This window comes from Comamonas sp. A23 (assembly GCF_004522605.1).
GTDB lineage: Bacteria > Pseudomonadota > Gammaproteobacteria > Burkholderiales > Burkholderiaceae_C > Comamonas > Comamonas thiooxydans.
In genome coordinates, this window is sequence record NZ_RSDT01000019.1 from 1 (window position 1) to 23,762 (window position 23,762).

Sequence of the window (23,762 nt, forward strand, 5' to 3'; positions counted from 1 at the left end):
TGGCGTGGTCGTTGTAGACCAGGAAGATCACATCGGGCTTGTTGTCCTTCATCCACTGGCGCGAGAAGTCATAACCCTTGAACAGGGGCGCCCAGTAGGCTTCCTGGGTCTTGCCCATGTCCATGGCAGCGCCGATGGCAGGCACATGCGAGGTAAAAACGGATGCGGTGATGCGTGCCATCAGGCTTGCCTCCCTGTTTCATGCAGGAATCTGTTGCCCTCTATGCCGCGCCCACCTGCAAGCATCATCTGGCGGTAGTCTTCTTCGCTCATGCCCGTCATGGTCGATACCATGTTCTGCACGCTGATGCCGTCGGTGGCGCCTATCTTTACCAGGAAGTAAATATTCCCGCCCAGCGCGATGCAGCGATTGAGGTCGCGCGCCAACACGGCCTGCTTCTGCTCCTCGGTCATCGCCCACTCGTCGAGATAAGCACGCTCGTTGGCGCGGAAGCGCTCGCGGTTCTCGGCCTTCATCAGACTCATGCAGAACTGGTTGAGCCAATAGCCCTTGCGGGACTGCTCGGCGTCAAACACCGTGGTCCCAGGCACATCAAGATAAGGTTTGTTCAATGCCATAAAAACGTCCCTGCGGACTCAAAGATCCAGTACCAGTCGTTCACAGTGAGCCCTTGAGCAGCAAGGGGTGAACTGATCGTTGGCCGCTTGTTCCTCATCCGTCAAGTAGGCATCTCGGTGGTCAACCTGCCCCGACAGAACACGGGTCAGGCAGGTTCCGCAGACCCCCTGCTCACATGAAACCATGACCTCCACGCCCGCCTCCAGCAGCGCCTGCGTCACACTCTGTCCCGCAGCGACGGGCACGACGCGTCCCGAGCTCGCGAGCTGCACCTCGAAAGCAGTGTCTTCGCCGCGCGGGCCAGCATTGGCGGCCGCAAAAAACTCCCAATGCAATCGTTTCTCGCTCCAGCGCTGCTTGCGCGCCGTCTCCAACACTGCGTCGATAAAGCCCTGAGGGCCGCACACGTATAAATGCGTGTCTGGCAAAGCATCCGTAAGCACGGCCTCGATGCACAGACGCTGCGAAGCATCGCCATCGTCAAAGTGCAGTTGCACCCGATCAGCGAAGGCAGAAGCCGCAATACGCTGCTGAAAAGCCATGCGCTGCCTAGAACGGCCGCTGTAGTGCATGCGAAAGGAGGCGCCAAGTACCGAAAGTCGCTCCGCCATGCACAGGATGGGCGTCACGCCTATGCCACCGGCCAGGAGCAAGTGGTGCGGCGCATCAGATTCCAGCGCGAAATGATTTCGAGGCGCACTGATCTGCAGCACATCGCCTTCGGCCACAAGTTCGTGCACAGCCGATGAGCCTCCACGTGAGGCTGGATCGCGCAACACGGCGATCTGGTAACGATGACCTTCCGAAGGATCATTGCACAGCGAATATTGACGAACGATTCCGCCGGGAAGGTGCACGTCTATATGTGATCCAGCCGCAAAAGACGGCAAGGTACCGCCATCGATAGCCACCAGCTCAAGGCCACAGATGTCCTGTGCCTCTAGAGTACGCCTCGCGACTCGAACCTGCAAAGAACTGCCGACGGTCATGCAGCCTCCGTACGCTCACGCGCCAGCAAGCGCTCAATGACGCGGCGCGACTGAACACCTCCTGCATCGATATTGAGCATCAGCAGCTTACGCTCAGGCCAGCGAAGCAGGTTCTGCTGCTGCAGCTCCAGCACCTCGGTGTCCTCGCTGAAGACCTTGCCCTGCCCCTCGCGGATGGAGGCTGTCAATGCCGCATCCTGTGGCTTGAACTGGCGCGCCATACCCCAGAAATAATGGTGCGTGGTTTCGGTCTCCGGGGTAATGAAGTCCACAACAATCGAAGAAACCTTCTTGTCTGACGGGGCACCATGACCGCCATGCCCAGCCAGAGCCACCCCCACCTCGATCATCACATGGCTGGGCGGCTCGAAATGGCATATCTGCCAACGATCCACAGGCTGGTCATCGGGCAGGCCGTTGCCACGCAATGCCATGCGCCAGAACGGAGGTGCCTCAGGCAAGCCCTCCATGAAGCGGCTGGTGGTGACATGGTCGCCCTCGACTTTGGTCGTACAAGGCGTCTCGTCGATTTCCTTTTGCCCGATGGAGCTGGCATGCACATAGGTCTCATGGGTCAGATCCATGAGGTTGTCTATCATGAGCAGATGACTTGCCTTGATGTGGTAATAGCCGCCGCCATAGGCCCATTGCGGATTGTCCGCCCAGTGCAGCTCGGGAATCAATCCGGGGTCGGCCTCCTCCTTGCGGCCCGGCCAGACCCACACAAAGCCATAGCGCTCCACGACAGGAAAGCTGCGGATTTCCGGAAACCCGCGTACGCGTTGGCCGGGCATGGCAATGGTCTTGCCCTCGCAGCCCATCTCCAGTCCATGGTAGCCACAGATCAGCTTTCCTTCGCAAACAAAGCCTAGCGATAGAGGTGCACCGCGATGAGGGCAAAAGTCTTCAACGGCAGCAACACCCTGCGGGCCTCGGTAAAAAGCCATGCGCTCATTGCAGATGGTACGGCCCAAGGGCTTGTCTTGCGGGATTTCATCGGCCTTGCAGGCGACATACCAGGTGTTCAGCAAAAACATAACGGGATAGTTGTCAAAGAGTGGGGAAACACGCTCGTTGGAAATCAATGCGCAGCGGCGACTGAACCGCGAACAACAGCGCTCCGGCCTGCGCCTGTGGCCATGACTGCAAGCGCGGCGACAACCAAGGGGAGAGCGAATACGTAATACAGCGAGGCCGGCTGCCAGCCTCCATCAAGCAAAAGACCGGCCATCGTGGGTGCAACAATGGCGCCAATACGACCAATGCCAATCGCCCAACCCATGCCTGTGGCTCGCACTTGAGCGGGATAGGTGGCGGGTACCAGGCCATAGAGGCCAGCCATGGAGGCAAACAGAAAAACGCCCACACCGACCGCAGCCGCAAATGCCCAACCCAAGCTGGTCGAAGCCAGGCCGAACAAGGCTGTAAACAGCGCATTGAGCAGCAGGCTGCCAATGGCCAGATTGCGCAACTTCGCCTTCACAGCCAGCAGACCGAACAAGCTGCCGCCAGCAATGCCGCCAAGATTGAGCAGAACCCCGCCTGTCACCCCCTGCTGGGCCGACAAGCCGGCTTGCACCAGCAGCTTTGGCGTCCAGCTCAGGGAGAAATAGACACTGAACATGAGCAGGAAAAAGCCTGCCCACAGCATCAGGGTAGGACGTGCCAAACCATTTTTGAACAGCGCAGCAACCGTATTGCCTTGAACGGCCTCGCCGGCAACCGGAGCGGGCAATTGCGACAGCGGTGCATGGCCCATGAGCGCCATCAAACGATTGAGCTTCTCCAGCGCGTGAACCGGGCGACGGCCAAGCAAGAAGTCCACCGACTCGGGCAAACGCCACAAAACAATGGGAAGCATCAGAGCTGTCGTCAGGCCGCCAAAAACGAAGACCGAGCGCCAACCGTAATGTGTCAGCAGCCAGGCGGCCATGAGCCCCCCCAAGGTCGCACCAATGGGATAGCCGGTGGCTTGCAGCGCAATGGCAGTGCTGCGCCACTTTTGGGACGAAAACTCGGAAGTAATGACCCCCACGCTAGCCAGCATGCCACCGATGCCGACGCCGGTGATGGCTCGCAGGGCAGCCAGCTCGATATAACTTCGGGCCATGGCTGACATCAGCATGCCTGCCGAAACCACGACGAGGCACAGCACGATGACAGGCTGGCGACCGCGTCTATCGGCTACGGGAGCGACAAACAGCGATCCAATGGCCATACCAATCAGCCCGGCACTGAACAACACGCCCAACTGAGCTCCATTGAGCTTCCATTCGGCCGCAACCGATGACGCAGTAAAGGCCATCACGAGCACATCGAAGCCATCGAGCATGATGAGCAAAATGCATATGCCGACGGCCAGCCATTGAAATGACGTCATGGAGCCTTCGTCCATCGTCTTGCGAATGTCTTTCATACAGGTCCTTACAGGAACAGGTTGTCTCCGGAGCTTTGTTATGCACGCATCTATAGCGCTGCATTAACCAGCTTTTTATTTAGAGCCACACTGCCAAATTTGCTAAAACAGCGTGGTGAGGCTCGCCTGAAAAGTATCTCCATCGGAGTCCATCAACGCCAATGCACACATTGCGGTCAGCTATGCGTTTTAATGATGACTTTTCTTACCCGCTCAGAAGATCAGACGGAAGGTAGTGAGATAGCCCATCAATCCGTGGGCATGGTCGATTGCCTAGCTTCCACTTCAACATAGGACGGTGCAAATAACACCATGCACGACCAGGAGTAATTCCGCATCGCTGTCGAGTGTCAGCTACTGTCTCCGATACTGCCCTGGAATAGGCGTCAGCTTCTGGCCCCAAAGCAGTCGTCGAAGTCTCGTCTAGGATCGGCAGCAATCGCTGCACATCAGACATTGCCGGTGGCAGCTCGAACGACAGCAACGGGTCGGTTGTTGCCGGTGGTCAGTACAAGCAAGCCGGTCAGTGCGTATCGGAATGATGGTCAATTAAGGCCAGCGCCCGCACATGGCCTCTTGTCCGCATGCAGCTTCACCGGTCGCTTGCGTGTCTGCCCTCGGCAAGCCTTCAACGGCTGCAATCACATCCAGGCATCTCTCGAACATCATGAGGCCGCGCCATGCTTGGCGGGCCGCACTGCGACACAGGCCATGTCACCAGCTTGATCAGGTTCGCCCTCCCCTGATTTGGAATATTCACGGCCTTGAAGAGCAGGATCGACAAGATATCCAGGAAGTGCGTAATCCTTGCAACCCCGGTTCGACAGCCATCGAACTCTTCGGTGCATGCTTGCTGCTTGCACCGGGCACACCAGGCTGTAGCGATTTGAGCTGCTGCACCTCAAATACAAAAAAGTGCCCGCCTCCATCATGGAGGACGGGCACTTTCCTGATCTCAATCTTCTTATTTGTAGCTTATGACAAAGGTAGCATCTGCATTCGCGCTGCCAGGCGTCGGCTCCTGTACGCGCGACGTCGAGGTATAACGGGCCTTCAGTTTGATATTCAACGGCGTCACCGCCATATTATTTTCACCAATTTCGCCCACCATCCACTGATTGACGTCTCCCGTTTCGGGCCCGAAACTCACTAGCTGTTCATTTTCTCGTTGAATCTCGATACCCACGTTTTTGGCCACCGAATCCCTGGAAAGGGACAGCGTCGTTGATCGATTCGCCGGGTTGTGCGAATCCGAAATTACAATGAATACTCTTGTGGTTGCCCCGATCTGGCCCGCGAAGCATGTAAGGCTCAGATTGAAATCCTTCCATGGCCCTTTGCCGCCATCCATCAGGTCGGAGACACTGGCACTCTCGAGATACACAGGAACCAGCGGAGTATCTAGCTTGCATGTCGGCACATTAGGTTCAACCGCGATGCCGCTTCCTTCTAAAATGATTCTTCTATAGGTACGTTGATGGTCGACATGTCTGAATTCACCGATTTGTCCGGTGATATATCCCCCTGCCGTGATTGGCCCCGTTTTCACCAATTCCACAATAAGGTTTTCAGTTGACTTCAAAGAAGCCCTCATACGGTTGTCAAACCATGTGTGAGGCCACCAATTCCCAACGCCAACAGTCCTGATTCGGATCCCCACGCCAGCAATAGGAGTCTTGAAGGTTCCATACCAGCTGGCCTCGCTACCAGTCTTCACAGTGTAGACCGTCGTACCCATTGTCCAGTCGCACTCCATGCTCGCGCTCGGGCCTGAGGCCTGGATTTGCTTCAACTGAAGGACTGTTCCCACTTCAACCAACGGATTAAAACTCCCCGTCTCCCATGCTGGCACCGACAGGTCAGCGGATGGAATGATCCGTCCGTCTTCCAGCTTGATAGTACAGACGTCTTCAGCCTTTACCGCCATTGGTGCAGCCACCAGAAACGAGGTGAACAAGAATCGCAAAATGACTGGCATCAATCTACGTTTTTGATATCGTTGATATTCCAATTTAGATTCCAAAAATACTCTTCTGAGATGGTATTTGTGGTTCAGATGGCGATTTCTAGGAATATTCTCAAAAGCTTGGCGTTTGGGTACACCCTGGGCAGCCTTGTCCAATTCAAGCACCGGTCACTCCGTCCAAGCATTTCCAGCAAGGCTCGGGCGCAGACTGCGCAGCTAAAGCCCAATGTCTTGGCGCTGCAGTCGCGGCTTGGTGAAGCAGGTCATAGGTGGGGATTGCCTGGAGCAGTCGCCCGAGGCGCACAAATCAGGCGCATAGTAAGGCTGTGGGTGCTGAGGAGCCGAAGACATGAAATCGGATGCTTCGTTTCGTGACCGGGCGGAGGCCGGCCAGGCCCTGGCTGCGGTGTTGACGGCGTGGCGTGAGCAAGCCGATGTGCTCGTGCTGGCCTTGCCACGGGGCGGCGTACCGGTCGCCTATGAAATTGCCAGCGCACTGGCCCTGCGGCTGGATTTGATGCTGGTGCGCAAACTAGGCACGCCCGGCCATAAGGAGATGGCGATGGGCGCCATTGCCAGCGGCGGCGTGCGGGTGTTGAACGATGATCTCATCCGTGGCCTGAACATTCCCCCAGCGGCCATCGACGCAGTCACGCAAGAGGAAGTTCTGGAGCTGCAGCGCCGTGACCTCGCCTATCGGGGCCAACGCCCCGCGCCGGCCGTGGCCGGGCAACGGGTGCTACTGGTCGATGACGGACTGGCGACCGGCGCCACCATGCGCGCGGCGATTGCTGCGGTACGTCAGCAGGCCCCAGCGCACATCGCAGTCGCCATACCTGTCGCACCCGTGGAGACGCTGGCGATGCTACGCCCTCTGGTCGATCAAATGATCTGCCTGCTTACTCCAGCGCCCTTTCTTTCCGTTGGTCAGTGGTACCGCAACTTCTCTCAGACCACGGATCAGGAGGTGAAGTCCTTGCTGAACGAGGCCTGGCTCAGGGAACTGCGTGATGCTGCGCAATAGCCCGGTGTGCTGTGCAGCTGCTGCCCGGCCACTCCAAACCGGAGTCGACACCGAGGTACCTGAACATCAGGGTTGACGATGCACGCGAGATCTCTGAGCAGACGGAGACCTGCCGCCCTCAAAGCCTGCAATGTGGCGCTGGGGCGAGCTAGCATTCCCGGCCAGATGCTGTTCTTGAAGGCACGCCCTCAGTTGACTGCTTCAGGCTGATCTGAGCCATCCACGGCCCTGCGCCTGAACGGCAGCAATCACCAACACAAGTCATAGAACGCCGCCTGCCTCGAAGGGCCGCTTCACCCTCAGGACCGGTCATGCGTTTGTGTGATTCGCCGCTTACCTAAACGAAGGACGGCTTCTGCTTGCCCTGAGAGGCTTGTGTCGACCCGTTACTCTCGTTCGAGCTTCCACGGCAATGTCTGATGTGCAGCGGTTCTTGCCTGTCGTAGCGAAGTCCTGAACTCACGGTGTCGGCCACATTGCAGACACCCAAGCCCGATATTGGGCTCAATCTGAGCTTGCGAGGGCAGGCTGATGCCATCTGCTACTAGGGACGATACATGCGGAACTTCTGCTCATCGCCAATCGAGAAATAGTCTGCTGGGCCTCCCGCGCGGAGAATCACCCCGGAACTGGCCGTGTCGAACACTCCGTCCTTGAGCAGCCGATGATCGATGTAGACCTTTACCACCTCTCCAAGCACGAGCCAAGACGGAATCGACTCATGGCTAGCGGTACGCAACTGGTGGATGTCGGTCAATCGGCATTCAAAGGTCACCGGGCTCTGTGCGACTCTGGGTACCCGTATCAACTCCGAATCCACGGCTTCTAGACCTGCCAGCTCGAACTCATCCACCTCCGCAGGGACGGCGGCACAGGTCTGGTTCATGGCATCGGCTAGCTCACGCGTGGCCAGATTCCATGCGAACTCGCCAGTCTCCTGGATGTTGCGCACTGTGTCTTTCCAGCCGATGCTGGAGAAGCCGATGATGGGAGGGACGTAGTTGAAGGCGTTAAAGAAGCTGTAGGGTGCCAGATTGACCTGTCCGCTCGCGCTCCTGCTCGAAATCCATCCAATGGGCCGCGGGCCGACGATGGCGTTGAAGGGATCATGCGGAAGTCCGTGCCCTTTGCGGGGCTCATAGGTATGCGAGTCAGTTTTCATCGCTGGTGGTTCTAGCGTCAGCCCTGTCGGGAAGTGCTCAACTGCATTCATGGAAGATAGTGCGAATCTAACGGCGTGCCGGGGAAGTCTGGCTGCTGGGGACTCTACCAAGCCTGAGGCCCAACCCGTCGCTATAGCCGTCTCGCACTGGTCATGTGCTCACGCCTCAGCACAAACGATGAGCGTCTGATTTTGCGTAAAAAAGCCGTCCTTTGAATCGGGAGATCAGCTCCTAGCCGGTTGGAAAGTGCACGCCAGCACGCTGGGCAGCCTGCACGATGTGCGCTGACATGGCCTGCTGCGCCAACTCCGGCCGGCCCTGTGCAAGGCCGTCGATGATGGCCGCATGCTCCTCGCAGGTGGCGTGGCGCGCGCCGCGCTTGTAGAACGGCAGGCGCTGGCTCTCCTGCATGACTTCGCCGCTGCCGCGCAAAACGTCGGCAATCGCGTGATTGCCCGAGATGGTGGCGATCTGCATGTGGAAATCGAAATCCAGACGACTGGCTTGCAGGAAGTCCGAGGCCTCTATGCATTGCTGCATGCCCTGCAGGTTGGCCCGCATCAGCGTCAGGTCCTCGGGCTGTACCACCAGGGCCGCAAGGCGCGCCGCAAAGCCTTCCAGCGCATAGCGTAGCTGATAGACATCGGTGAGCGCATGCGAATCGGCAAAGCGCCAGGCCTCGCTGGCTGGCGCCTCGGACGCCTCGGTGACATACATGCCCTTGCCGGGCCGCGCCACGACCAACCCCAGCCCCTGTAGCGTGGACAAGGCCTCGCGCAATGACGTCCGGCTGATGCCCAGTTGTTCCGACAGATCGCGCTGCGAGGGCAGCAATGAGCCCACCGGATAGGTGCCGGCTTCGATCCAGTCCCGGATCAAACGGGCGGCCTGGCTGGCAACGGCGACATTGGGGGAGACAGAGGGTTCCATTCGGGGGAGATCGTTCATCGCAAAAAGGGGGATGCGCTCCATCTTAACGACTGCTCAGCACATCCCGCTTCGAGCACCACCCCTGACATCGTTCCAGTCCGCACTGCGGCAGTGCTTCCGGACGGTGACTGCCGCGATGCGAGGCTACTTGTTGACCAGCTTAGCCGGCACGGTATAGGTCAGAAAGGCACCGAACAGCAGCACGCCGGCCAGTACGAACATGGCGGCATTGGTGCTCTGGGTCGCATCCTTGATCAGGCCGATCATGTAAGGGCTGATGAAGCCCGCCAGATTGGCGAAGGAATTGATCAGCGCAATGCCTGCCGCTGCCCCTGCGCTGGACAGAATGGCCGTGGGCAGGCTCCAGAACAGCGGCGAGGTTGCGAGGCTGCCGCCTGCAGCCAGCGCCAGGGCGGCCAGTGACAGATAGACGTTGCCGCTGAAGACGGCCGACAGCATCAGCCCCGCGGCCCCCACGCAGAACGGCACGATCAGGTGCCAGCGGCGCTCGCGCATGCGGTCCGAGCTGCGGCTGACCAGGTTCATGGACACCACGGCCACCGAGAACGGTACGGCCGTCAGCAGGCCGATCTGGAAAGCGCCTTCCACGCCTGACTGGCGGATCAGCGAGGGCAGCCAGAAGGTTAGGCCGTACTGGCCCATCACCGTGCAAAAGCAGATCATGGCCATCTTGATGATGCGCGGATCGGCGAACAGCGCGCGCAGCGTCATGTGGCTGTCTGCCTTGCTGGCGTTCTCGCGGGCGATGTTGCGCTCGAGCAGTGTCTTTTCCGATTCGCTGAGCCAGCGCGCGCTGCGGATGTTGTTGTCCAGATACCAGAGCACGGCAATGCCCAGCAGCAGGGAGGGTATGGCCTCGATCAGGAACAGCCACTGCCAGCCACGCAGGCCGGCCACGCCCTGCATCAGGTCCATGATGCCGCCCGACAGCGGCCCGCCCAGAATGCCCGAGACCGGGATCGCGCACATGAACAACGCCACCATGCGCGCACGCCGGTACGACGGGAACCAGTAGGTCATGTACAGGATCATGCCGGGGTAGAAGCCCGCCTCGGCCGCGCCCAGCAGGAAGCGCAGCACATAGAACTGCGTGGGCGTGGTCACGAACATCATGGCTGCCGAGATCAGGCTCCACATGATCATGATGCGGGCAATCGTAGCCTTGGCACCTATGCGGTGCATGAGCATGTTGCTCGGCACTTCGAAGAAGAAGTAGCCGATGAAAAACAGCCCCGCACCGAGGCCGTACATGGCCTCGCTGAACTGCAGATCCGCCAGCATGTGCAGCTTGGCAAAGCCTACGTTGACCCGGTCCAGGTAGGCCGCCACATAGCAGGCCATGATGAAGGGAAGCAGACGCCAGGCGACCTTGCGGTAGACCGCGGCCTCTGCGGCGGTTTCGCCGGCAAGCGTGGCTGCCGGTGCGGCAGCGTCAGGGGTGGAGGAAAGGGATGACATCTTGGATCCTTGTTGGCGGTGGTTTTTGCAACTGGTATTACCGGTATGAATTAACGATCGCAACCATAATCAAGATCAAGACATTGCGCACTCGCAATTACCCTAGCCACTCTTTAAATTTGCAATTTGACAAAGTCGCTGAGGCAAAACATACTGGTATTACCAGTTAGACCAATTCAAGCAACAACCTTTTATGACCACTGTCCTGGCAACCACACCCGCCTCCTGCGGCGCCCCTGTCCTCCACCGCCTAAGCATTCAGCCCCTGACTGCCGAAGCCTTTGCCCGCTTTGGTGACGTGATCGAAAGCGCGGGACATGCCCCTTTGCAGATCAACCACGGCATGACCGAGCGCTACCACGCGCTGGCGCAGGTGGACGCCGGTGGCGCAGAAGGCCATGCGCTGATCAACCTGTTCCACGCCCTGCCTTACGAGTTGCCGCTGCGGCTGGAGGAAATGGAACGCCACCCGCTGGGCAGCCAGGCCTTCGTGCCATTGCAGGAGACCCCTTTCGTCGTCGTTGTCGCGGCTGCGGGCGAAAGCGTGCAACCCTGCGACCTGCAGGCCTTCGTGACTAATGGCCGCCAGGGGGTGAACTACCACCGCGGCGTTTGGCATCACTCCCTGATTGCCCTACAGGCCCCTGCACGTTTTCTCGTTGTGGACCGCGGCGGTCCCGGCCACAACTGCGATGTGGTGGCCATTGGCGACGGCAGCGGCGTGTTGCTGGAGCTGCCGGACGCCGGCTAAAGCCCCGGAGTTTGAAGACGCAATCACGATGCACATGTGTTGGTGCATGGATCAGGGCCGGTAATGGGGTCGTGTCGACTTCTAATTTGGCGGCCACCTACCCGCCATGTTTGATAACCTGCCCGCTTCCCTGCCACACATCCAGGCAGGCAAGCTCAAAGCACTGGCCGTGGCTGGTAGCGAGCGCAGTCCATCGTTACCCAATGTGCCGACAATCGCGGAGAGCGGTCCCAAAGGCTACGCAGTCGACCCATGGTTCGGCGTATATGGCCCAGCCAAGCTCGACCCCACCATCACAGCCAAACTCAATACTGCCATCAACCAGGCCCTGAGCGATCCCGCCGTCAAGGACAAGCTGGTGCAGGCCGGATTCACCCCCAAGGGGTCTGCGGCACAAGCCTTCGAAGCACTGACACAGTCCGAATACAAACGACTGGGCGATGTGGCACGCAAGGCCCAGATGCAGGTCAACTGACGACAGCCGCTGGCGGTCGAAGGGAAAGTCCAATGACTGGTAAAGGTGGCAGCTGCCATCGGTCCAATACAACGGGATGCCGCCAACCAGCCTAATACAGTCACCTGTCGGCAGGTTGTCAGCGTCTGCTCCTGACCGAGAGCACCATTTCGTCGCTGCCTCCGACAGCAGTCCTTCAAGCAACTGCTGCCCAGCTGAATCCACACCCGACAATGGCCTGCAGGGCGCCTACTCCAAGCGTCAGTTCACCTGGCTCTGGCGGCTCGACCCCGCTCCCGGCAAGCAGCCAGTTTTGCAGTCACAACAGCACCAGTGGAAGAAAGGACGTTGAGCAACAGTTGTCCATCTCTCCCAAGTCCAGGCATTGTCTGTCTATCGGTGGCCTCTGCCGCGATAGAGGCATGGCACCATTGAGCCTTTCGATTGTGGAAGAGGATCTCGATGCTGATCAATTGCGTGGCCTACGAAAAGGGATCCAAGCTGGCAGATATTGCTGTCGCCGATATCAGCGAGTACATCGCAAGGCCCGACTGCTTTGTCTGGGTGGCCTTGTCCGATGCGACGTCGGCTGAGCTGGACGAAATGCGTGCAGAGTTCAACCTGCACGAACTCGCCGTGGAGGATGCCAGCCACGGGCACCAAAGGCCCAAGATCGAGGAATACGGCCAGTCCCTCTTCGCAGTCATGCATCTTCTGGAGCCTGATACCGCTCAACCCGGCCAGTTCAACCTGGGCGAGGTGGATGTGTTCATCGGCTCCAACTATGTTCTGTCGGTCCGCAATCGCAGCAAACAGGGTTTCCTGGGAGTGCGGGATCGCTGCGAGAAAGAGCCCGAACTACTTAAACACGGCTCAGGCTTTGTCTTGTATGCGCTGATGGACGCAGTGGTTGACCGCTACTTCCCCATCATCGAAGCCCTGGAAGCCGAGCTGGAAGCGGTCGAGCTACAGATTTTCACGCAGCGAGCTGCACGCGAGAGCATCAAACAGCTGTATGGGCTGAAACAACGTGTCATGACCCTCAAACACGCGGTTGCTCCATTGCTGGAGGCCGTGAGCAAGCTCCACGGTGGACGTGTACCCCAGGTCTGCGCGGGATCGCAGGACTACTTTCGCGATGTAGCTGACCATCTGGTTCGCATCAACGGTCTCATCGAGGGAATGCGCGACACCATAGCAACTGCGATGCAGGTCAACCTCTCGCTGGTCACAATCGATGAAAGCGAAGTCACCAAACGACTGGCGGCCTGGGCAAGCATCTTTGCAATCTGTACCGCCTTTGTAGGCATCTGGGGAATGAATTTCGAGCATATGCCAGAGCTGAAGTGGCAGTATGGCTACCCCGGTGCACTGCTGCTGATTGTCTGCGTGTGCAGCTATGTCTACTACCGCTTTCGCCGGGCCGGCTGGCTATGACACCAGCTTGGATCCGTACCGGGTACATCCTTTAGGATGCAGTCATCCGCAAGAAACCATGACCGAGCCGCAGCGGCGCCAATCGCTCTGCCCAGACATTTCCAACAACTCTCGTCGCACAAGCTGCGCAGCTAAAGCCCATTGTCCCCGTTATGTCGTCGCGGTTTGATGAGGTTGGCCATTGGGGGGATGGCTTGGAACAGCCTTTGTGGATATTTCCAGTGCTGATTGCTTTAGGCTGGTTGCTGTCGCTCAAGTCAGAAATGTCAATGACTGCTGATGTTCAGAGCAGTCATTGAGTTGAGTCTTCTCTCTACAAAACTCTGGTCGATTCACTGGCTAGTGATCTGTATCCGAAACGACAACACTGAAGGTGGTAAAAGAGCGGTCTCGTTCTCGAATCGGTTGCACCCAGTGCTCACACTCCCGCAAATCAATGCCATACGGTGGAAGCAAAAAGTCCTCGCCCCCACCCCATTCATACTCTTCAGACTCAGTCCAAAAGCATTCCTCAATCTTTTGAAATGCCTTCTGCCATACTTCTGCACGATCCAGAATGGCTTTTGCTTTTGGAGAGATCCTTTGACCACTAGAACGCATCATCACAGCAGCTAGTGCAGCCAAATATTGCCAATACAAGCAGTGACCCGCAGGAACCGTCACCGCTGACTCAAAAGGATGGGGGAAGGACGTCGCATGGATCAGTGAATCCGTCAAAAGCGACTGTGCTACACCACTTGTTTCGATACACCCGACATAATCTGCACGTGCAAACTGGTAATGAAATGCCATCACATGTATGCCTAGCGAACTCTCAATGGACTGTTTCTGAGCCTCACGGCTGACACTGGCCTTCCATTTGTCGAGCGCTGCCTGTACGGCTTCTATCCCACCATGACGTGCGGTATGCGCAAACCAGATTGGCGAAAGGGTTGGGTGACAAAGAAGAGTTTGAGAGAAGCGCTCTGGATCCATCCTTGCTTGTTCAGTCGATAAGCTATGCCAGTGTTGCTCGTATCCTTTATTACCCAAGATCCAACGAAGATGTATAAGCTGCATTTCTGCGGCATAGATATCGACGCCACCCCATGGAAAGATACTCAAACCGAAGCGATCATGCTCTGAAAAAATGAGTTCGACCGCTTCAATCTCCGATTGATTCAACGGAAGCCCCGCTACAGAATCGCCCTGCAAGTGCCTCCACTCAAGCACGTTTAACTTGAGCGCCCATTCAGGGGCGAAGCCATTCAGCTCAAACGCATGCTTAGAAGAACCAGGATAGCCACTCAAGCACACCTGACGAAATGCTTGGCTCAACATCAGAAGCAATAGCTTCTGACGCCACACATGGTGCTCATAGCCACCCCATTGATTTTTTGGCCAATTCAATAGCGCTTGAGGAACTATGTCATCTAACTTTTCTTGGCTTTCTGCAGCCTTGCTGGAGGCGTCATCTGCAGCCTCATATGCAGAACGCTCATGCGCCGACATAGGCTCTGCAATTTCAGATGCTTCAATGCGGTGCCTCTGTGTTTCTGCCAAAAACTTGTTACGGCTTTTCAAGGCAGACACCACACGGATAAACCAAGCCTGAGCATTGTTTGGATCCATCTCGATCGCACGGCGCGCTCTAGCTGCTGCCTCATCAAAGTCATCCAAAGCCAAGTAGGCCTCTGCTTGCTCTACAAGGTCTGAAGCACGTATTCCTTGTATCCGCGGGTGCTCCTCAATTCTTTCCAGCGTGCGAATAGCCCGCAACGCATATGGAGCTGGCAACTTGCATTCGCTAGGCTGTGGTGCTTTAGCTAAGAGATCATCAATCCGCTTTTCGCGGAAATCTATACCCTCGATGGTCGGTTCCACGAGCGGAATACGTTGCTGCCAATATCCATAGACCTTTGCACGCCTTTCAATGTCTTCGCGTGCTGCTAGGCAATTCTTTGAAATTTCGTCTCCAGATGCTTCGCCGAGAAGGATACGAACAACAAGCTTGGTATTTCCTAAAAATATCTCATCCAGCGTCAGAGCATTGAGTATTAGGTTATGTGCTCCAGGTCTAGCAAGCTTTGACTCATTTGCATTTCCCCCTTCGGTTGCTTGGGAAATAGTTCTTCACTCCGAAGATACTTATTGGCTACATCACGGATCTCGTTTGGAAGGGGGCGGATGCCCGTCAGCCGTTCCATTGTTGCGATCACGCCTTTTGGGTTGCGTGGGGCTCCAGCTCTAGGGCTTTTAGTCATAGGTTTGATGGGAATCATAAATATTGCTGGCACCGACCTTTTTGTCAGTGCCAGCGTACTCCTTACTTACTTCTTTTTAGATGGCTGTTGCAAACCACGCGACTGCCAGTAGGCTCGGTTGTTCGGATTGCTTTGGTTCGACTTATTGTCATTAGCCTGCTGCCAAGCAGGATGCTGAGGGTTGTGCTGGTTGGACTTGTGATTAGCGTCGTTGCGATTCATTGAAAGCTCCTAAAAGTGAAATGGAGCCTTCAGTCTGATTTTGTGACGGTCACATGCAAGAAATTTCTATGTATCTTTTTTGCATCAGTTTTTCATTTCACTGCATCTGCAATGGTGAATCGCCCAAGCTTTCCTAGATAGTGTCCAACTCTAAATAGCTGCTTTATCAGGTCTAGTGAACAACTGCTACCTGACCAAAATCAGTCATCCATAACGGGAGCCTAATGGGCGGCAACCGCTGCACCGCAGACTTTGCTTGACGAGACTCAAACGACAGCAACGGGCCAAACCGCCTATACAAATGATGGGCAAGCGGCCCGAGAAGTTGCACATATTGGATTGACCAACCCCCCGTGACCGCACACCAAGCCATCAAGCACACCCAAAATCGCTCAGCCTCTGACGAGAGCTGTGGACTCGCAAATCACTCTGGCCATGTCCTCTTCTCGGATGGGCTTGCAGAGCACCTCATCGGCGCCGGCAGCCATATAGCGCTGCCGTTCCGCGTCTTCGATGCTGGCGGTCAGTGCCACGACACGGCAGCGAGGTCGAGCCTCGCTGGTTTCACGCGCGCGCACTCTAGAGATCAACTCGGCACCATTCATATGGGGCATCTGGCCGTCCGTGACGATCAAGTCGAAATCCATCTCGGTGCATAGCTCCCATGCCTGAACGCCGTCTTCGGCAACCTCGGGCACCACACCTTGATCGGACATCATGCCTTTGACGATCTCGCGATTCAGCGCATGGTCCTCTACAAGCAGCGCGCGCAGCAGCGACGCGCCATGGGCTGGCGCCCTGGCTGCCGGCCGGGGCATGGTGCGCGGCTTGGGCTGCGGCAAGGTCTGCGCCTCGACAATGGGCAACGTAAGTTTCACCGTGAAGCGGGAGCCTCGTCCGAGTTCACTGCTGACCGATACGGTACCGCCCATATGGTTCACCAAACGGCGGGTGATGTGCAGCCCGAGACCGCTGCCAAAGGCCTGCCCCTGCTGAGCCGAGGCCACCTGTTCATAGGGCTCAAAGAGCCGAGCCTGATCCGCTGGCTCGATACCAATTCCGCTATCTTCGACCTCCAGGCAAAGGTTCAGCATTCCGCCCTCGGCGCCTCCAGTCGCCGTCAGAGCAATACCCCCTTGAGCGGTGAACTTGACGGCGTTGCTGAGAAGATTGAACAGCACTTGCTTGAGGTGCAGCGGGTCGACCATCACCCATGCATCGACCTCAGGGGCGACCGACATCTCCAGGGTGAGCTGCTTGCGATAGGCCATGCCACGGACCAGGACGGCCATATCCTCGATCAAGGGCCTGAGCGCCACGGGCTTGGGGCTAGAGTGGATCAGGCCCGACTCGATCCGGTTGAGGTCCAGCACATTGTTGAGCAGCAGCAGCATGGTCTGCGCCGCATCCTGAGCTGCTGGCAGGCTGGCATCCTCGGCGGCCGCTCCCTGGCTTCGCTGCCGGGCCATGTCCAGCAGGCCGATGATCGCAGCAAGAGGCGTGCGAATCTCATGGGTCATGGTGGCGAGGAACTGGGTCTTGGCCTGATTGGCAGCTTCGGCACGCTGCTCCGCGCGCCTTGTCCGGCGGATCTGGCGGGTCAGATAGATCCCCCAGATCAGCGAGATCGCGGCCGCCAGGCCCAGTGCGGCCGCCACCCGCAAAAGCGCCTGGCGATGCTCGTTCCAGAACCCCCAGCCATCGGCCGGATGCCTGGGCTCCCAGTTGCGCACCAGTTCTGCCACATCTTCAGGCGTTGTCGAAAGCCGGGCCTTCTCCAGGATCGCAACCAGCTCGGGCTCCTGCGCCTGTACCGCCATGCTGACGCGGCGCGTGTAGTCGTCCAGAATGCCTATCGGCGCCAGCCGGTTGCCAAGGTATCTGGCGTTGATGAAGCGCATCGCGTAGTCGCTGCCGGCAACGACATCGCTGCGCCCCTCCACAACACTCTGCATGGCCTGCGTCATGTCCGGGAACGCGCGGATCTTCACGCCCGGGTGCTCGCGACGGATGACGCTCTCAAGAAAGTAACCCTCGACGACGGCCACCCTCTTCCCATCCAGGGCTGCCAGATGGTGAATGCTCTGCCTGTCGTCCGTGATTCCCTGGGCGGCGCCTGCCGAGGCCATGACGATGACCGAGGTCCTCAGATAGGGGGTGAGTATTTCAAGCCCCTGCGGCGCTTCATCCGAGGGCGCGAAAACCGGGGTCAGCAGCGCCTGCCGCTGGCCCAGGATGGCATTGAGCTGCGAGTAGTTGCGAGCACGCATGTAGTCAAACTTGAGCCCGGTGCGGCGACTGATGAGCTCCAGATAGTCGGGGCCTATGCCCTGGGCCTGCCCATCGCTGGAGAACTGCCCCAGCGCCCCCAGCGAGCCATTCAAGACCACCGGAATACTCGGATGCGCTGCCAGCCAGCGATTCTCGGATGCAGTCAATGGAATGCGGTCCTCGCCCAGGCGCAGTGGTCGTCCGCCGCTCCAGGAGTACAGGATGTCGTCGCCATATTCCGCCGCCACCTTCGGAATGGCCCGGTTGATGTAGTCGAGCAGCGTGCCGTCGCCCCTGCGGACCAGGAAGCCAAATCCACCGCTGTCAACGGGAACAAAGCCCTGGATCTTGAGATTCACCAGATAGTTGACACTGATGAGGTAATTGGCCGAGAAGGCATCGGCCAGGACCGCATCGACCTCGCCCAGACTCAGTGCCTCCAGCGCACGTTTGGGCGACACAAAGTTCAGGAGACGGCTGTTGGGATACACCTCGGCAGTCTGTGCAGCCGGCAGATATCCCGGGTTGACCGCCATTTTGGTTCCCTGGGTCTTCGCGTCGAAAGGGGCATCGATCCTGGAGACCAGCACAGGCTGGTCCGCAAGATAGGGGTGGGTGAGTTGCAAGCCTGCCAGCCTGGCTTCGCTGGGCGTGCCGCCGCCAAGTATGTCGATCTCGCCGCGCTGCAGAGCCTGCAAGGCATCCTCGCGACTGCTGAACGGCTGCACGCGCACGGGAGACGCAAACAGCAGGCCCACATAGTCGGCCGTGATGCCGCGAAACCGGCCTGCATCAAAAATACCCAGGGGAGGATAGTCCGGCAGCGAAACACCCAGCGTGAGCTGGCCACGCTGGTCCAGCGTTTTGCGCTGCTCATCGCTCAGCCAACTGCGGGAGGCCGAAGTAATACGCGGTTCAAAATTGAAGACGCTCAACTCTGCCCGGCCTGGGGCCATGACTGCCAGCGACAGGATCAGGAGAACCAGGGAACACCGAATAAAGCGCATCGTCTTGGTATGTTTGTTTATCTCGCCATTCAACTGACTGATTACCTTGGCATTGCATGCGCGCCAGCCGAAAGCGGTCTTCGGCTCGACGAAATAAGGACTGACGGGGTTTCATGGTCAGCCCCCTGCTCTGCAGCCCTCACTGCGCCTGATCTTATCAAGCAGGCCGCCGATAAACGCCGGGACGGCATTTTCTGAATATTGATCGGCGGGATAGATTCACGCATCACTACCTGCTCGATTTCTGCCTGGAGATTTCCTGAGGACTATAAAGCTGGTCAAGAAAATCGGGGCATGGAGATGACTTGAATTCATTGCTGCGCCTGATGGCCTAACTAATAAGCCTACTAAGCCGGCACTGCCCGTCATTCAACTACCAAGTGCCAAGTATTCAGTACCAAGTACTAAGTGCAATTACGCGTCCGGGCAACTGCGCCGACCTGAAAAGCAAGACTCTGCGTCACGGAGCAGGAATTCGGCAGCAGCGTCTTCCCTGCCCTGCTGCCACGCATGCAGCAAGCATGTGCTGCTTGCCGCATTACCGCCAATCACTACGGGACTATGGGCTGGGGTTGTTCCCCCGCGCGGCCAGCGACCAGGAGAGGCCGAAATCGCTCCTCTCATTGATTGGGCTGAGGTATGGGACTGAGATATTGGAGTGCGAGGGCAATCTGCAGCCCGATTCTCCCCTGCCCTGTTTTCAGAGAGCGATGTTTTAAGAATTTTCCTAGACCTGTGAAAGAGCTCGACTTCTATCATTCCTTGCATGATTTTGACCAACCCTCCCACCGAGAGGTTGAACACCACCGCGCTCGGCTTGCCTATGCTGCTGCTTCATCTGTTGGCTGTAGCGCTGCTGGCCTGCATCCTGTTTGGCACCGCGCTTTATCTGTATTGGGCATTCAGCGGGGAGGTTTCCAACTACCGACGACGCATGAATGCAGCCGCCTACAGCGCGCAGCTTTATTTTGACCAGCGCGAAGCCTTGCTCAAGTCGATCGCCGGATCGTCCGTGCGCAATACCAACCGCATGTCGCCCGAGCGTACCCCGCAAACATTTGGCGAAACACGCCAGATCAGTGTCACGCCGCTGCTGACGGACAAGAACAGCTATGACTGGGCCCTGGTTCTGACCCCGCACGATAGAGCCGATGTCAAGCAGGCCAGCGCCCGCATCATCTATCTGTCGCTGGAGCATTCCACGGCAAAGCGCCTGGGTGCAGAGACGGCGGCAAGGCCCTCCCCGGTGTCGCCCGGCACCACGGCGTGGCTTACGGAAGCCCTGGCCGAGCGCGCGCCTGCAATCGAGGCAGGCAGCCGTGCGCCCATAGTCTGGCTGCGCCCGCCAACAGATGAAATGGACAGGATCTTTCTGTTCACCCCGCTGGACGCAGCGCATCCTGAACAAACCTGGATCGGGTTGGAGGTCGACGGTGTCGCCTCGGTCATCGCCTCCGAATGCGCAAGCGATGGCGGTAGCTACGCGCTCTATGACACCAACAGCCGCATAACCCTGCACGGCGGCCCGCTGCCCATGATGGGCGATACGGTTGCAACGCAGCTGACCCAGGACTCTTTCGGAGTCCAGGGCGGCACGTGGTTTCCCGAGAATCTCGTGCTGGTCAAATCGGTGGGTGAAGCGCAGTGGAAGCTCGTCTACTACGTCCCGATGCGGGATGTCCTGACCCGTAGTGCCCACTCCTTCTGGATGGCAGGAGGCGTCGCAGCCGTGCTGGCCGCCATCGTCTTGCTGGCCGTGCGCCACATCAAGAGAAAGCTGGTGGCGCCGGCTTTGCGCCAGTACGCGGCTCTTGTCGACAGCCTGGCCCTCAACAACAAGATCATTGAAGTTGCCCCTGTCGGCCTGAGCCTGGTGCGCCGCTCAGATGGCAGGCTGCTTGTGTCCAACGACGCCGCCAGGCGCCTGCTCGACGAGCACGACAGCTGGCGCGAGGATATCCGCCAGGCCACGACCCGGGCAGGCAGCCGCGAGTGTGAGCTTCGCGACGGGCGCAGCGTCATTCTGACCTTCGCCTCCATGCCCTATCAGTCCGAGGACGTGGTCATCTGCGGCATCAGCGACATCACCGTGCAAAAGGAGGTCGAGCGGTCGCTGCGAAGCGCGAAGCTGGCCGCCGACCAGGTGAACGAAGCGAAAACGATGTTCTTCGCCACGCTCAGCCATGAGATCCGTACACCGCTGTACGGCATCGTGGGCACGATGGAGCTGCTGGCGCTGACAGGCTTGAACGTGCAGCAGCAGCAATACCTGAACACGATCCAGCAGTCCTCTGCGACGCTGCTGCGCACCATCAACGACACCCTGGACCTGTCGCGCATAGAGGCCGGCCGGCAAGAGCTGTACATCGCCGAGGTCTCGCCTGCGGAGCTGCTGGAGCGCGTCGTCGCGAACTTTGCGGCACGCGCGCAGGGCAAGGGACTGCTGATCTACGGGCTTTGCGACGTTGGGGTTCCCTCCTCGGTTCGTGCCGACTCCGCCCGCATACTGCAGGTTCTGAACAATCTGGTCGGCAATGCGGTGAAGTTCACCGAAGCAGGCCGGGTTGCCGTGCGCGTGAGCGCCGAGAATCTTCAGCCCGGGCGCATTCGCCTCAAGTTTCAGGTTGCGGATACGGGCGTCGGCATTCGGGCCGAAGCCCAGGCTCAGCTCTTCGAACCCTACTTCCGTGCCGACGCCAGCGCCAAGGAAGACATTTCCGGATCGGGGCTGGGCCTAGCCATCTGCCGGCGCCTTTCAGACCTGATGGGCGGAAGCCTGTCTGTTGTCAGTGAAAAAGGCCTGGGCACCAGCATTACGTTTGCCGTCACGCTGGATGTTGCCGCGTCAGAACCTGCCCCGCCGGTGGTACTGCGCAAGCGCGCGGTGTATGTCGACGGCGCAGCTCCGGAAGTGGTGGCAAACCTGTGCGAGTGGCTGAACTCATGGGGCGCTGTCGCGCTGCCGTACCGGAGCGATCTGAAGCTTCCGGCCTCGAAAGACGCCGTCTTCGTCCAGGCCTGGCCGCCGGCCCCGCCTGATCTGCCGTGGAAACACAAGAGGGTACGCGTCGTGGCACCCGGGTCCGGCCAGGAGTCCTTGGCCTCGACAAGCTCCAAGCTGAGCATCACCTGCACCACGAATCCGGTCAGCATCGGGCGCGCCGTCCGGATGGCACAGGATGGTATCGAGCGCCCGCTGAGCGCGAAGGTTCACGCCAAGCGGATATCGCTGGGATTGCGTGTGATGGTGGTGGAAGACAACATCATCAGCCAGATCATCTTGCGAGAGCAGCTGGAGCATCTGGGCTGCAAGGTAGTCACTGTCGTCAATGGACATGAGGCGCTGCGCCGCTGGAGCGCTCAGGAGTACGACGTCGTCATTACCGACCTGAATATGCCGCTGATGGGCGGCAACGAGCTGGTCCGCGCCTTGAGAAAGCTGGACTACCAGGGCGCCATTCTGGGCCTGACGGCAAGCACCGCGCCCGATGTCGCGCGCCGGGGTGTCGAGGCCGGCATGAACCAGGTGCTCCTCAAACCCTTGCCACTTCTCACCCTGGCGCAAACCTTGCACACCCTCGTAGAGGATTTGACCTGACCATGCTTTCCAAATACAAAGTTCTTGTCCTGGATGATCACGCCTTTCAATGTATCCGCCTGAAAGACATGCTGGAGGAAGCAGGCTTCGCTCATGTCGACGCGGAGCAAAGCGCCAGTGTTGCCCTGACGCGGATCAAGGAACAGGGCTACAACGTCGTCGTCATGGACGTCAACATGCCCCTGATGGATGGCGCCCAGTTCATCGATCAGCTTGCGCGCCAGGACTTGAATCCCGTCCTGGCCATTGTCACGGCATGCTCGCGCCGCATGGCCAACAGCATCAGCCTGATGGCAAAGGAGCGCGGCTTCGCCGTCATCGGCTCATTCGTGAAGCCTATCGTGCGCGAGCAGATCGACGAGATGGTCAGGAACCTGTTGCGCCGCCCCGCGGCAGAGCGCTCCAGCGCGGCCGCATGCGACGACAGGGTCCTGGACAAGGAGAGCATGGAGATTGCGCTTCGCGACGGCAGCATCCGGGCCTGGTTCCAGCCGAAGAAGTCGCTGCTGTCCGGGAGCATCGTGGGGGCGGAAGCCCTGGTTCGCTGGCAACACCGCGATTTCGGCCTGATGATGCCGGCCTCCTTCCTGAAATCTCTGCATGACTATGGACTGGACCACGCGTTGCTGATGCGCATGGTGGAAGATGGAGTCGATGCCTACAGGACATGGAGACGCCAGGGCTATCGGGTGCCGATATCGATCAACCTGCCGACATCGTTGCTGGATCAGCAGCAGTTGCCGGACGAGCTCCACGCTATAGTCACCAATTGCGGCGTGCCGACAGAGGATGTCACTTTCGAGCTGCTCGAAGACGACATGAGCATGGACGCCGGCCAGTTCTACATGGGTGCCAGCCGCCTGCGACTGCGTGGTTTTGGCCTGTCTCAGGATGATTTCGGCAAAGGGTACAGCTCCATGTACAACCTGATCTCCATCCCGTTCACCGAATTGAAGATTGACCGGGCCTTTGTCTATGGCGCCGCCAGCGACGAAGTGCTGGCTACGGCACTTGCTTCATCGGTTCAGCTGGGCAAACAGCTGGGCCTGCTGGTGACTGCCGAGGGCGTCGAAACCATGGAGGATCTGCAATTCGTGCGGCAGCTTGGCTGCGACTGCGCCCAGGGATACCTGATCTCAGCCGCCATCGACGCGCCCGCATTCGGCGAGCTGCTGATTGACGAGCCCAAGCTGCATTTCCCTGACTCTGCGCCACATTGAAACCAGAGCGCG

Annotated in this window: 16 protein-coding genes and 2 pseudogenes; 6 read left to right on the forward strand and 12 right to left on the reverse strand. The window is 58.6% G+C overall.

Annotation, left to right across the window (positions count from 1 at the left end; genetic code table 11):
• The 6 genes and pseudogenes from EIC84_RS24385 to EIC84_RS24410 all read right to left on the reverse strand — a co-directional run.
• Nucleotides 1–181: pseudogene (locus tag EIC84_RS24385) on the reverse strand (protocatechuate 3,4-dioxygenase); the annotation flags it as partial.
• Complete coding sequence (gene ligA, locus EIC84_RS24390) at nucleotides 181–579, reverse strand: protocatechuate 4,5-dioxygenase subunit alpha (protein WP_003070718.1); 399 nt, start codon at nucleotides 577–579, stop codon at nucleotides 181–183. The gene ligA and the pseudogene EIC84_RS24385, both read right to left, overlap by 1 nt.
• An 18-nt stretch (nucleotides 580–597) precedes the next feature.
• Nucleotides 598–1,569, reverse strand: a complete 972-nt coding sequence (locus EIC84_RS24395; protein WP_034363436.1) for a PDR/VanB family oxidoreductase — start codon at nucleotides 1,567–1,569, stop codon at nucleotides 598–600.
• Nucleotides 1,566–2,606: an aromatic ring-hydroxylating dioxygenase subunit alpha gene (locus EIC84_RS24400; RefSeq protein ID WP_003070712.1), complete on the reverse strand. Its 1,041-nt coding sequence runs from the start codon at nucleotides 2,604–2,606 to the stop codon at nucleotides 1,566–1,568. The genes EIC84_RS24395 and EIC84_RS24400 overlap by 4 nt, the downstream gene beginning before the upstream one ends.
• A 44-nt stretch (nucleotides 2,607–2,650) precedes the next feature.
• Nucleotides 2,651–3,985 (reverse strand): MFS transporter, encoded by a 1,335-nt coding sequence (locus EIC84_RS24405; protein WP_134737349.1) that lies wholly within the window; start codon nucleotides 3,983–3,985, stop codon nucleotides 2,651–2,653.
• Nucleotides 3,986–4,949: 964 nt separating this feature from the next.
• Entirely contained in the window at nucleotides 4,950–6,116 is a 1,167-nt protein-coding gene (locus tag EIC84_RS24410; protein WP_134737350.1) for a fimbrial protein, read from the reverse strand.
• 184 nt (nucleotides 6,117–6,300) lie between these two features.
• Between EIC84_RS24410 and EIC84_RS24415 the strand changes: the two genes are divergently transcribed.
• Nucleotides 6,301–6,975, forward strand: coding sequence for a phosphoribosyltransferase (locus EIC84_RS24415; protein WP_003062246.1), 675 nt, complete (start codon nucleotides 6,301–6,303; stop codon nucleotides 6,973–6,975).
• A 544-nt stretch (nucleotides 6,976–7,519) separates the two neighbouring features.
• Here the strand turns inward: EIC84_RS24415 and EIC84_RS24420 are convergent.
• The 3 genes from EIC84_RS24420 to EIC84_RS24430 all read right to left on the reverse strand — a co-directional run bounded on the left by EIC84_RS24420 (nucleotide 7,520) and on the right by EIC84_RS24430 (nucleotide 10,547).
• Nucleotides 7,520–8,137 carry a flavin reductase family protein gene (locus EIC84_RS24420; RefSeq protein WP_003062248.1) on the reverse strand — a complete coding sequence of 206 codons (618 nt, stop codon included), beginning with the start codon at nucleotides 8,135–8,137 and terminating at the stop codon, nucleotides 7,520–7,522.
• Between the two features lie 232 nt (nucleotides 8,138–8,369).
• Nucleotides 8,370–9,086: a FadR/GntR family transcriptional regulator gene (locus EIC84_RS24425; RefSeq protein ID WP_085960368.1), complete on the reverse strand. Its 717-nt coding sequence runs from the start codon at nucleotides 9,084–9,086 to the stop codon at nucleotides 8,370–8,372.
• 126 nt (nucleotides 9,087–9,212) lie between these two features.
• Entirely contained in the window at nucleotides 9,213–10,547 is a 1,335-nt protein-coding gene (locus EIC84_RS24430) for an MFS transporter (protein ID WP_003062252.1), read from the reverse strand.
• A 193-nt stretch (nucleotides 10,548–10,740) separates the two neighbouring features.
• Here EIC84_RS24430 and EIC84_RS24435 point away from each other — a divergent pair, with 193 nt between their 5' ends.
• From EIC84_RS24435 to corA, 3 genes and pseudogenes are all read left to right on the forward strand, one after another.
• Nucleotides 10,741–11,298, forward strand: coding sequence for an ureidoglycolate lyase (locus tag EIC84_RS24435; protein ID WP_003062254.1), 558 nt, complete (start codon nucleotides 10,741–10,743; stop codon nucleotides 11,296–11,298).
• Between the two features lie 88 nt (nucleotides 11,299–11,386).
• Nucleotides 11,387–11,773: pseudogene (locus tag EIC84_RS24440) on the forward strand (tripartite tricarboxylate transporter substrate-binding protein); the annotation flags it as partial.
• Nucleotides 11,774–12,214: 441 nt separating this feature from the next.
• A complete protein-coding gene (gene corA, locus EIC84_RS24445) occupies nucleotides 12,215–13,189 on the forward strand; it encodes a magnesium/cobalt transporter CorA (protein WP_003062259.1) in 975 nt (324 codons plus the stop codon).
• A 339-nt stretch (nucleotides 13,190–13,528) separates the two neighbouring features.
• Here the strand turns inward: corA and EIC84_RS24450 are convergent, their stop codons facing one another.
• The 3 genes from EIC84_RS24450 to EIC84_RS24455 all read right to left on the reverse strand — a co-directional run bounded on the left by EIC84_RS24450 (nucleotide 13,529) and on the right by EIC84_RS24455 (nucleotide 18,860).
• Nucleotides 13,529–15,052, reverse strand: coding sequence for a hypothetical protein (locus EIC84_RS24450; protein WP_131361303.1), 1,524 nt, complete (start codon nucleotides 15,050–15,052; stop codon nucleotides 13,529–13,531).
• Nucleotides 15,053–15,498: 446 nt separating this feature from the next.
• Nucleotides 15,499–15,654 (reverse strand): hypothetical protein, encoded by a 156-nt coding sequence (locus EIC84_RS26105; protein ID WP_167599012.1) that lies wholly within the window; start codon nucleotides 15,652–15,654, stop codon nucleotides 15,499–15,501.
• 392 nt (nucleotides 15,655–16,046) lie between these two features.
• Nucleotides 16,047–18,860, reverse strand: coding sequence for a transporter substrate-binding domain-containing protein (locus tag EIC84_RS24455; protein ID WP_202795907.1), 2,814 nt, complete (start codon nucleotides 18,858–18,860; stop codon nucleotides 16,047–16,049).
• An 838-nt stretch (nucleotides 18,861–19,698) separates the two neighbouring features.
• Between EIC84_RS24455 and EIC84_RS24460 the strand changes: the two genes are divergently transcribed.
• Together EIC84_RS24460 and EIC84_RS24465 are read left to right on the forward strand one after the other, a co-directional pair.
• Complete coding sequence (locus EIC84_RS24460) at nucleotides 19,699–22,530, forward strand: ATP-binding protein (protein WP_003062266.1); 2,832 nt, start codon at nucleotides 19,699–19,701, stop codon at nucleotides 22,528–22,530.
• A 2-nt stretch (nucleotides 22,531–22,532) separates the two neighbouring features.
• Nucleotides 22,533–23,750: an EAL domain-containing protein gene (locus tag EIC84_RS24465; RefSeq protein ID WP_003062268.1), complete on the forward strand. Its 1,218-nt coding sequence runs from the start codon at nucleotides 22,533–22,535 to the stop codon at nucleotides 23,748–23,750.
• Nucleotides 23,751–23,762: the final 12 nt, after the last annotated feature.

What these genes read in the sequence shown, in the direction of transcription:
- EIC84_RS24435 (WP_003062254.1), top strand. Translation starts at nt 10,741, where the DNA reads ATGACCACTGTCCTGGCAACCACACCCGCCTCCTGCGGCGCCCCTGTC.
- EIC84_RS24395 (WP_034363436.1), bottom strand. Translation starts at nt 1,569, where the DNA reads ATGACCGTCGGCAGTTCTTTGCAGGTTCGAGTCGCGAGGCGTACTCTA.
- EIC84_RS24425 (WP_085960368.1), bottom strand. Translation starts at nt 9,086, where the DNA reads ATGAACGATCTCCCCCGAATGGAACCCTCTGTCTCCCCCAATGTCGCC.
- EIC84_RS24465 (WP_003062268.1), top strand. Translation starts at nt 22,533, where the DNA reads ATGCTTTCCAAATACAAAGTTCTTGTCCTGGATGATCACGCCTTTCAA.
- EIC84_RS24460 (WP_003062266.1), top strand. Translation starts at nt 19,699, where the DNA reads ATGATTTTGACCAACCCTCCCACCGAGAGGTTGAACACCACCGCGCTC.
- EIC84_RS24400 (WP_003070712.1), bottom strand. Translation starts at nt 2,606, where the DNA reads ATGTTTTTGCTGAACACCTGGTATGTCGCCTGCAAGGCCGATGAAATC.
- corA (WP_003062259.1), top strand. Translation starts at nt 12,215, where the DNA reads ATGCTGATCAATTGCGTGGCCTACGAAAAGGGATCCAAGCTGGCAGAT.
- EIC84_RS24430 (WP_003062252.1), bottom strand. Translation starts at nt 10,547, where the DNA reads ATGTCATCCCTTTCCTCCACCCCTGACGCTGCCGCACCGGCAGCCACG.
- ligA (WP_003070718.1), bottom strand. Translation starts at nt 579, where the DNA reads ATGGCATTGAACAAACCTTATCTTGATGTGCCTGGGACCACGGTGTTT.
- EIC84_RS24405 (WP_134737349.1), bottom strand. Translation starts at nt 3,985, where the DNA reads ATGAAAGACATTCGCAAGACGATGGACGAAGGCTCCATGACGTCATTT.
- EIC84_RS24420 (WP_003062248.1), bottom strand. Translation starts at nt 8,137, where the DNA reads ATGAAAACTGACTCGCATACCTATGAGCCCCGCAAAGGGCACGGACTT.
- EIC84_RS26105 (WP_167599012.1), bottom strand. Translation starts at nt 15,654, where the DNA reads ATGAATCGCAACGACGCTAATCACAAGTCCAACCAGCACAACCCTCAG.
- EIC84_RS24415 (WP_003062246.1), top strand. Translation starts at nt 6,301, where the DNA reads ATGAAATCGGATGCTTCGTTTCGTGACCGGGCGGAGGCCGGCCAGGCC.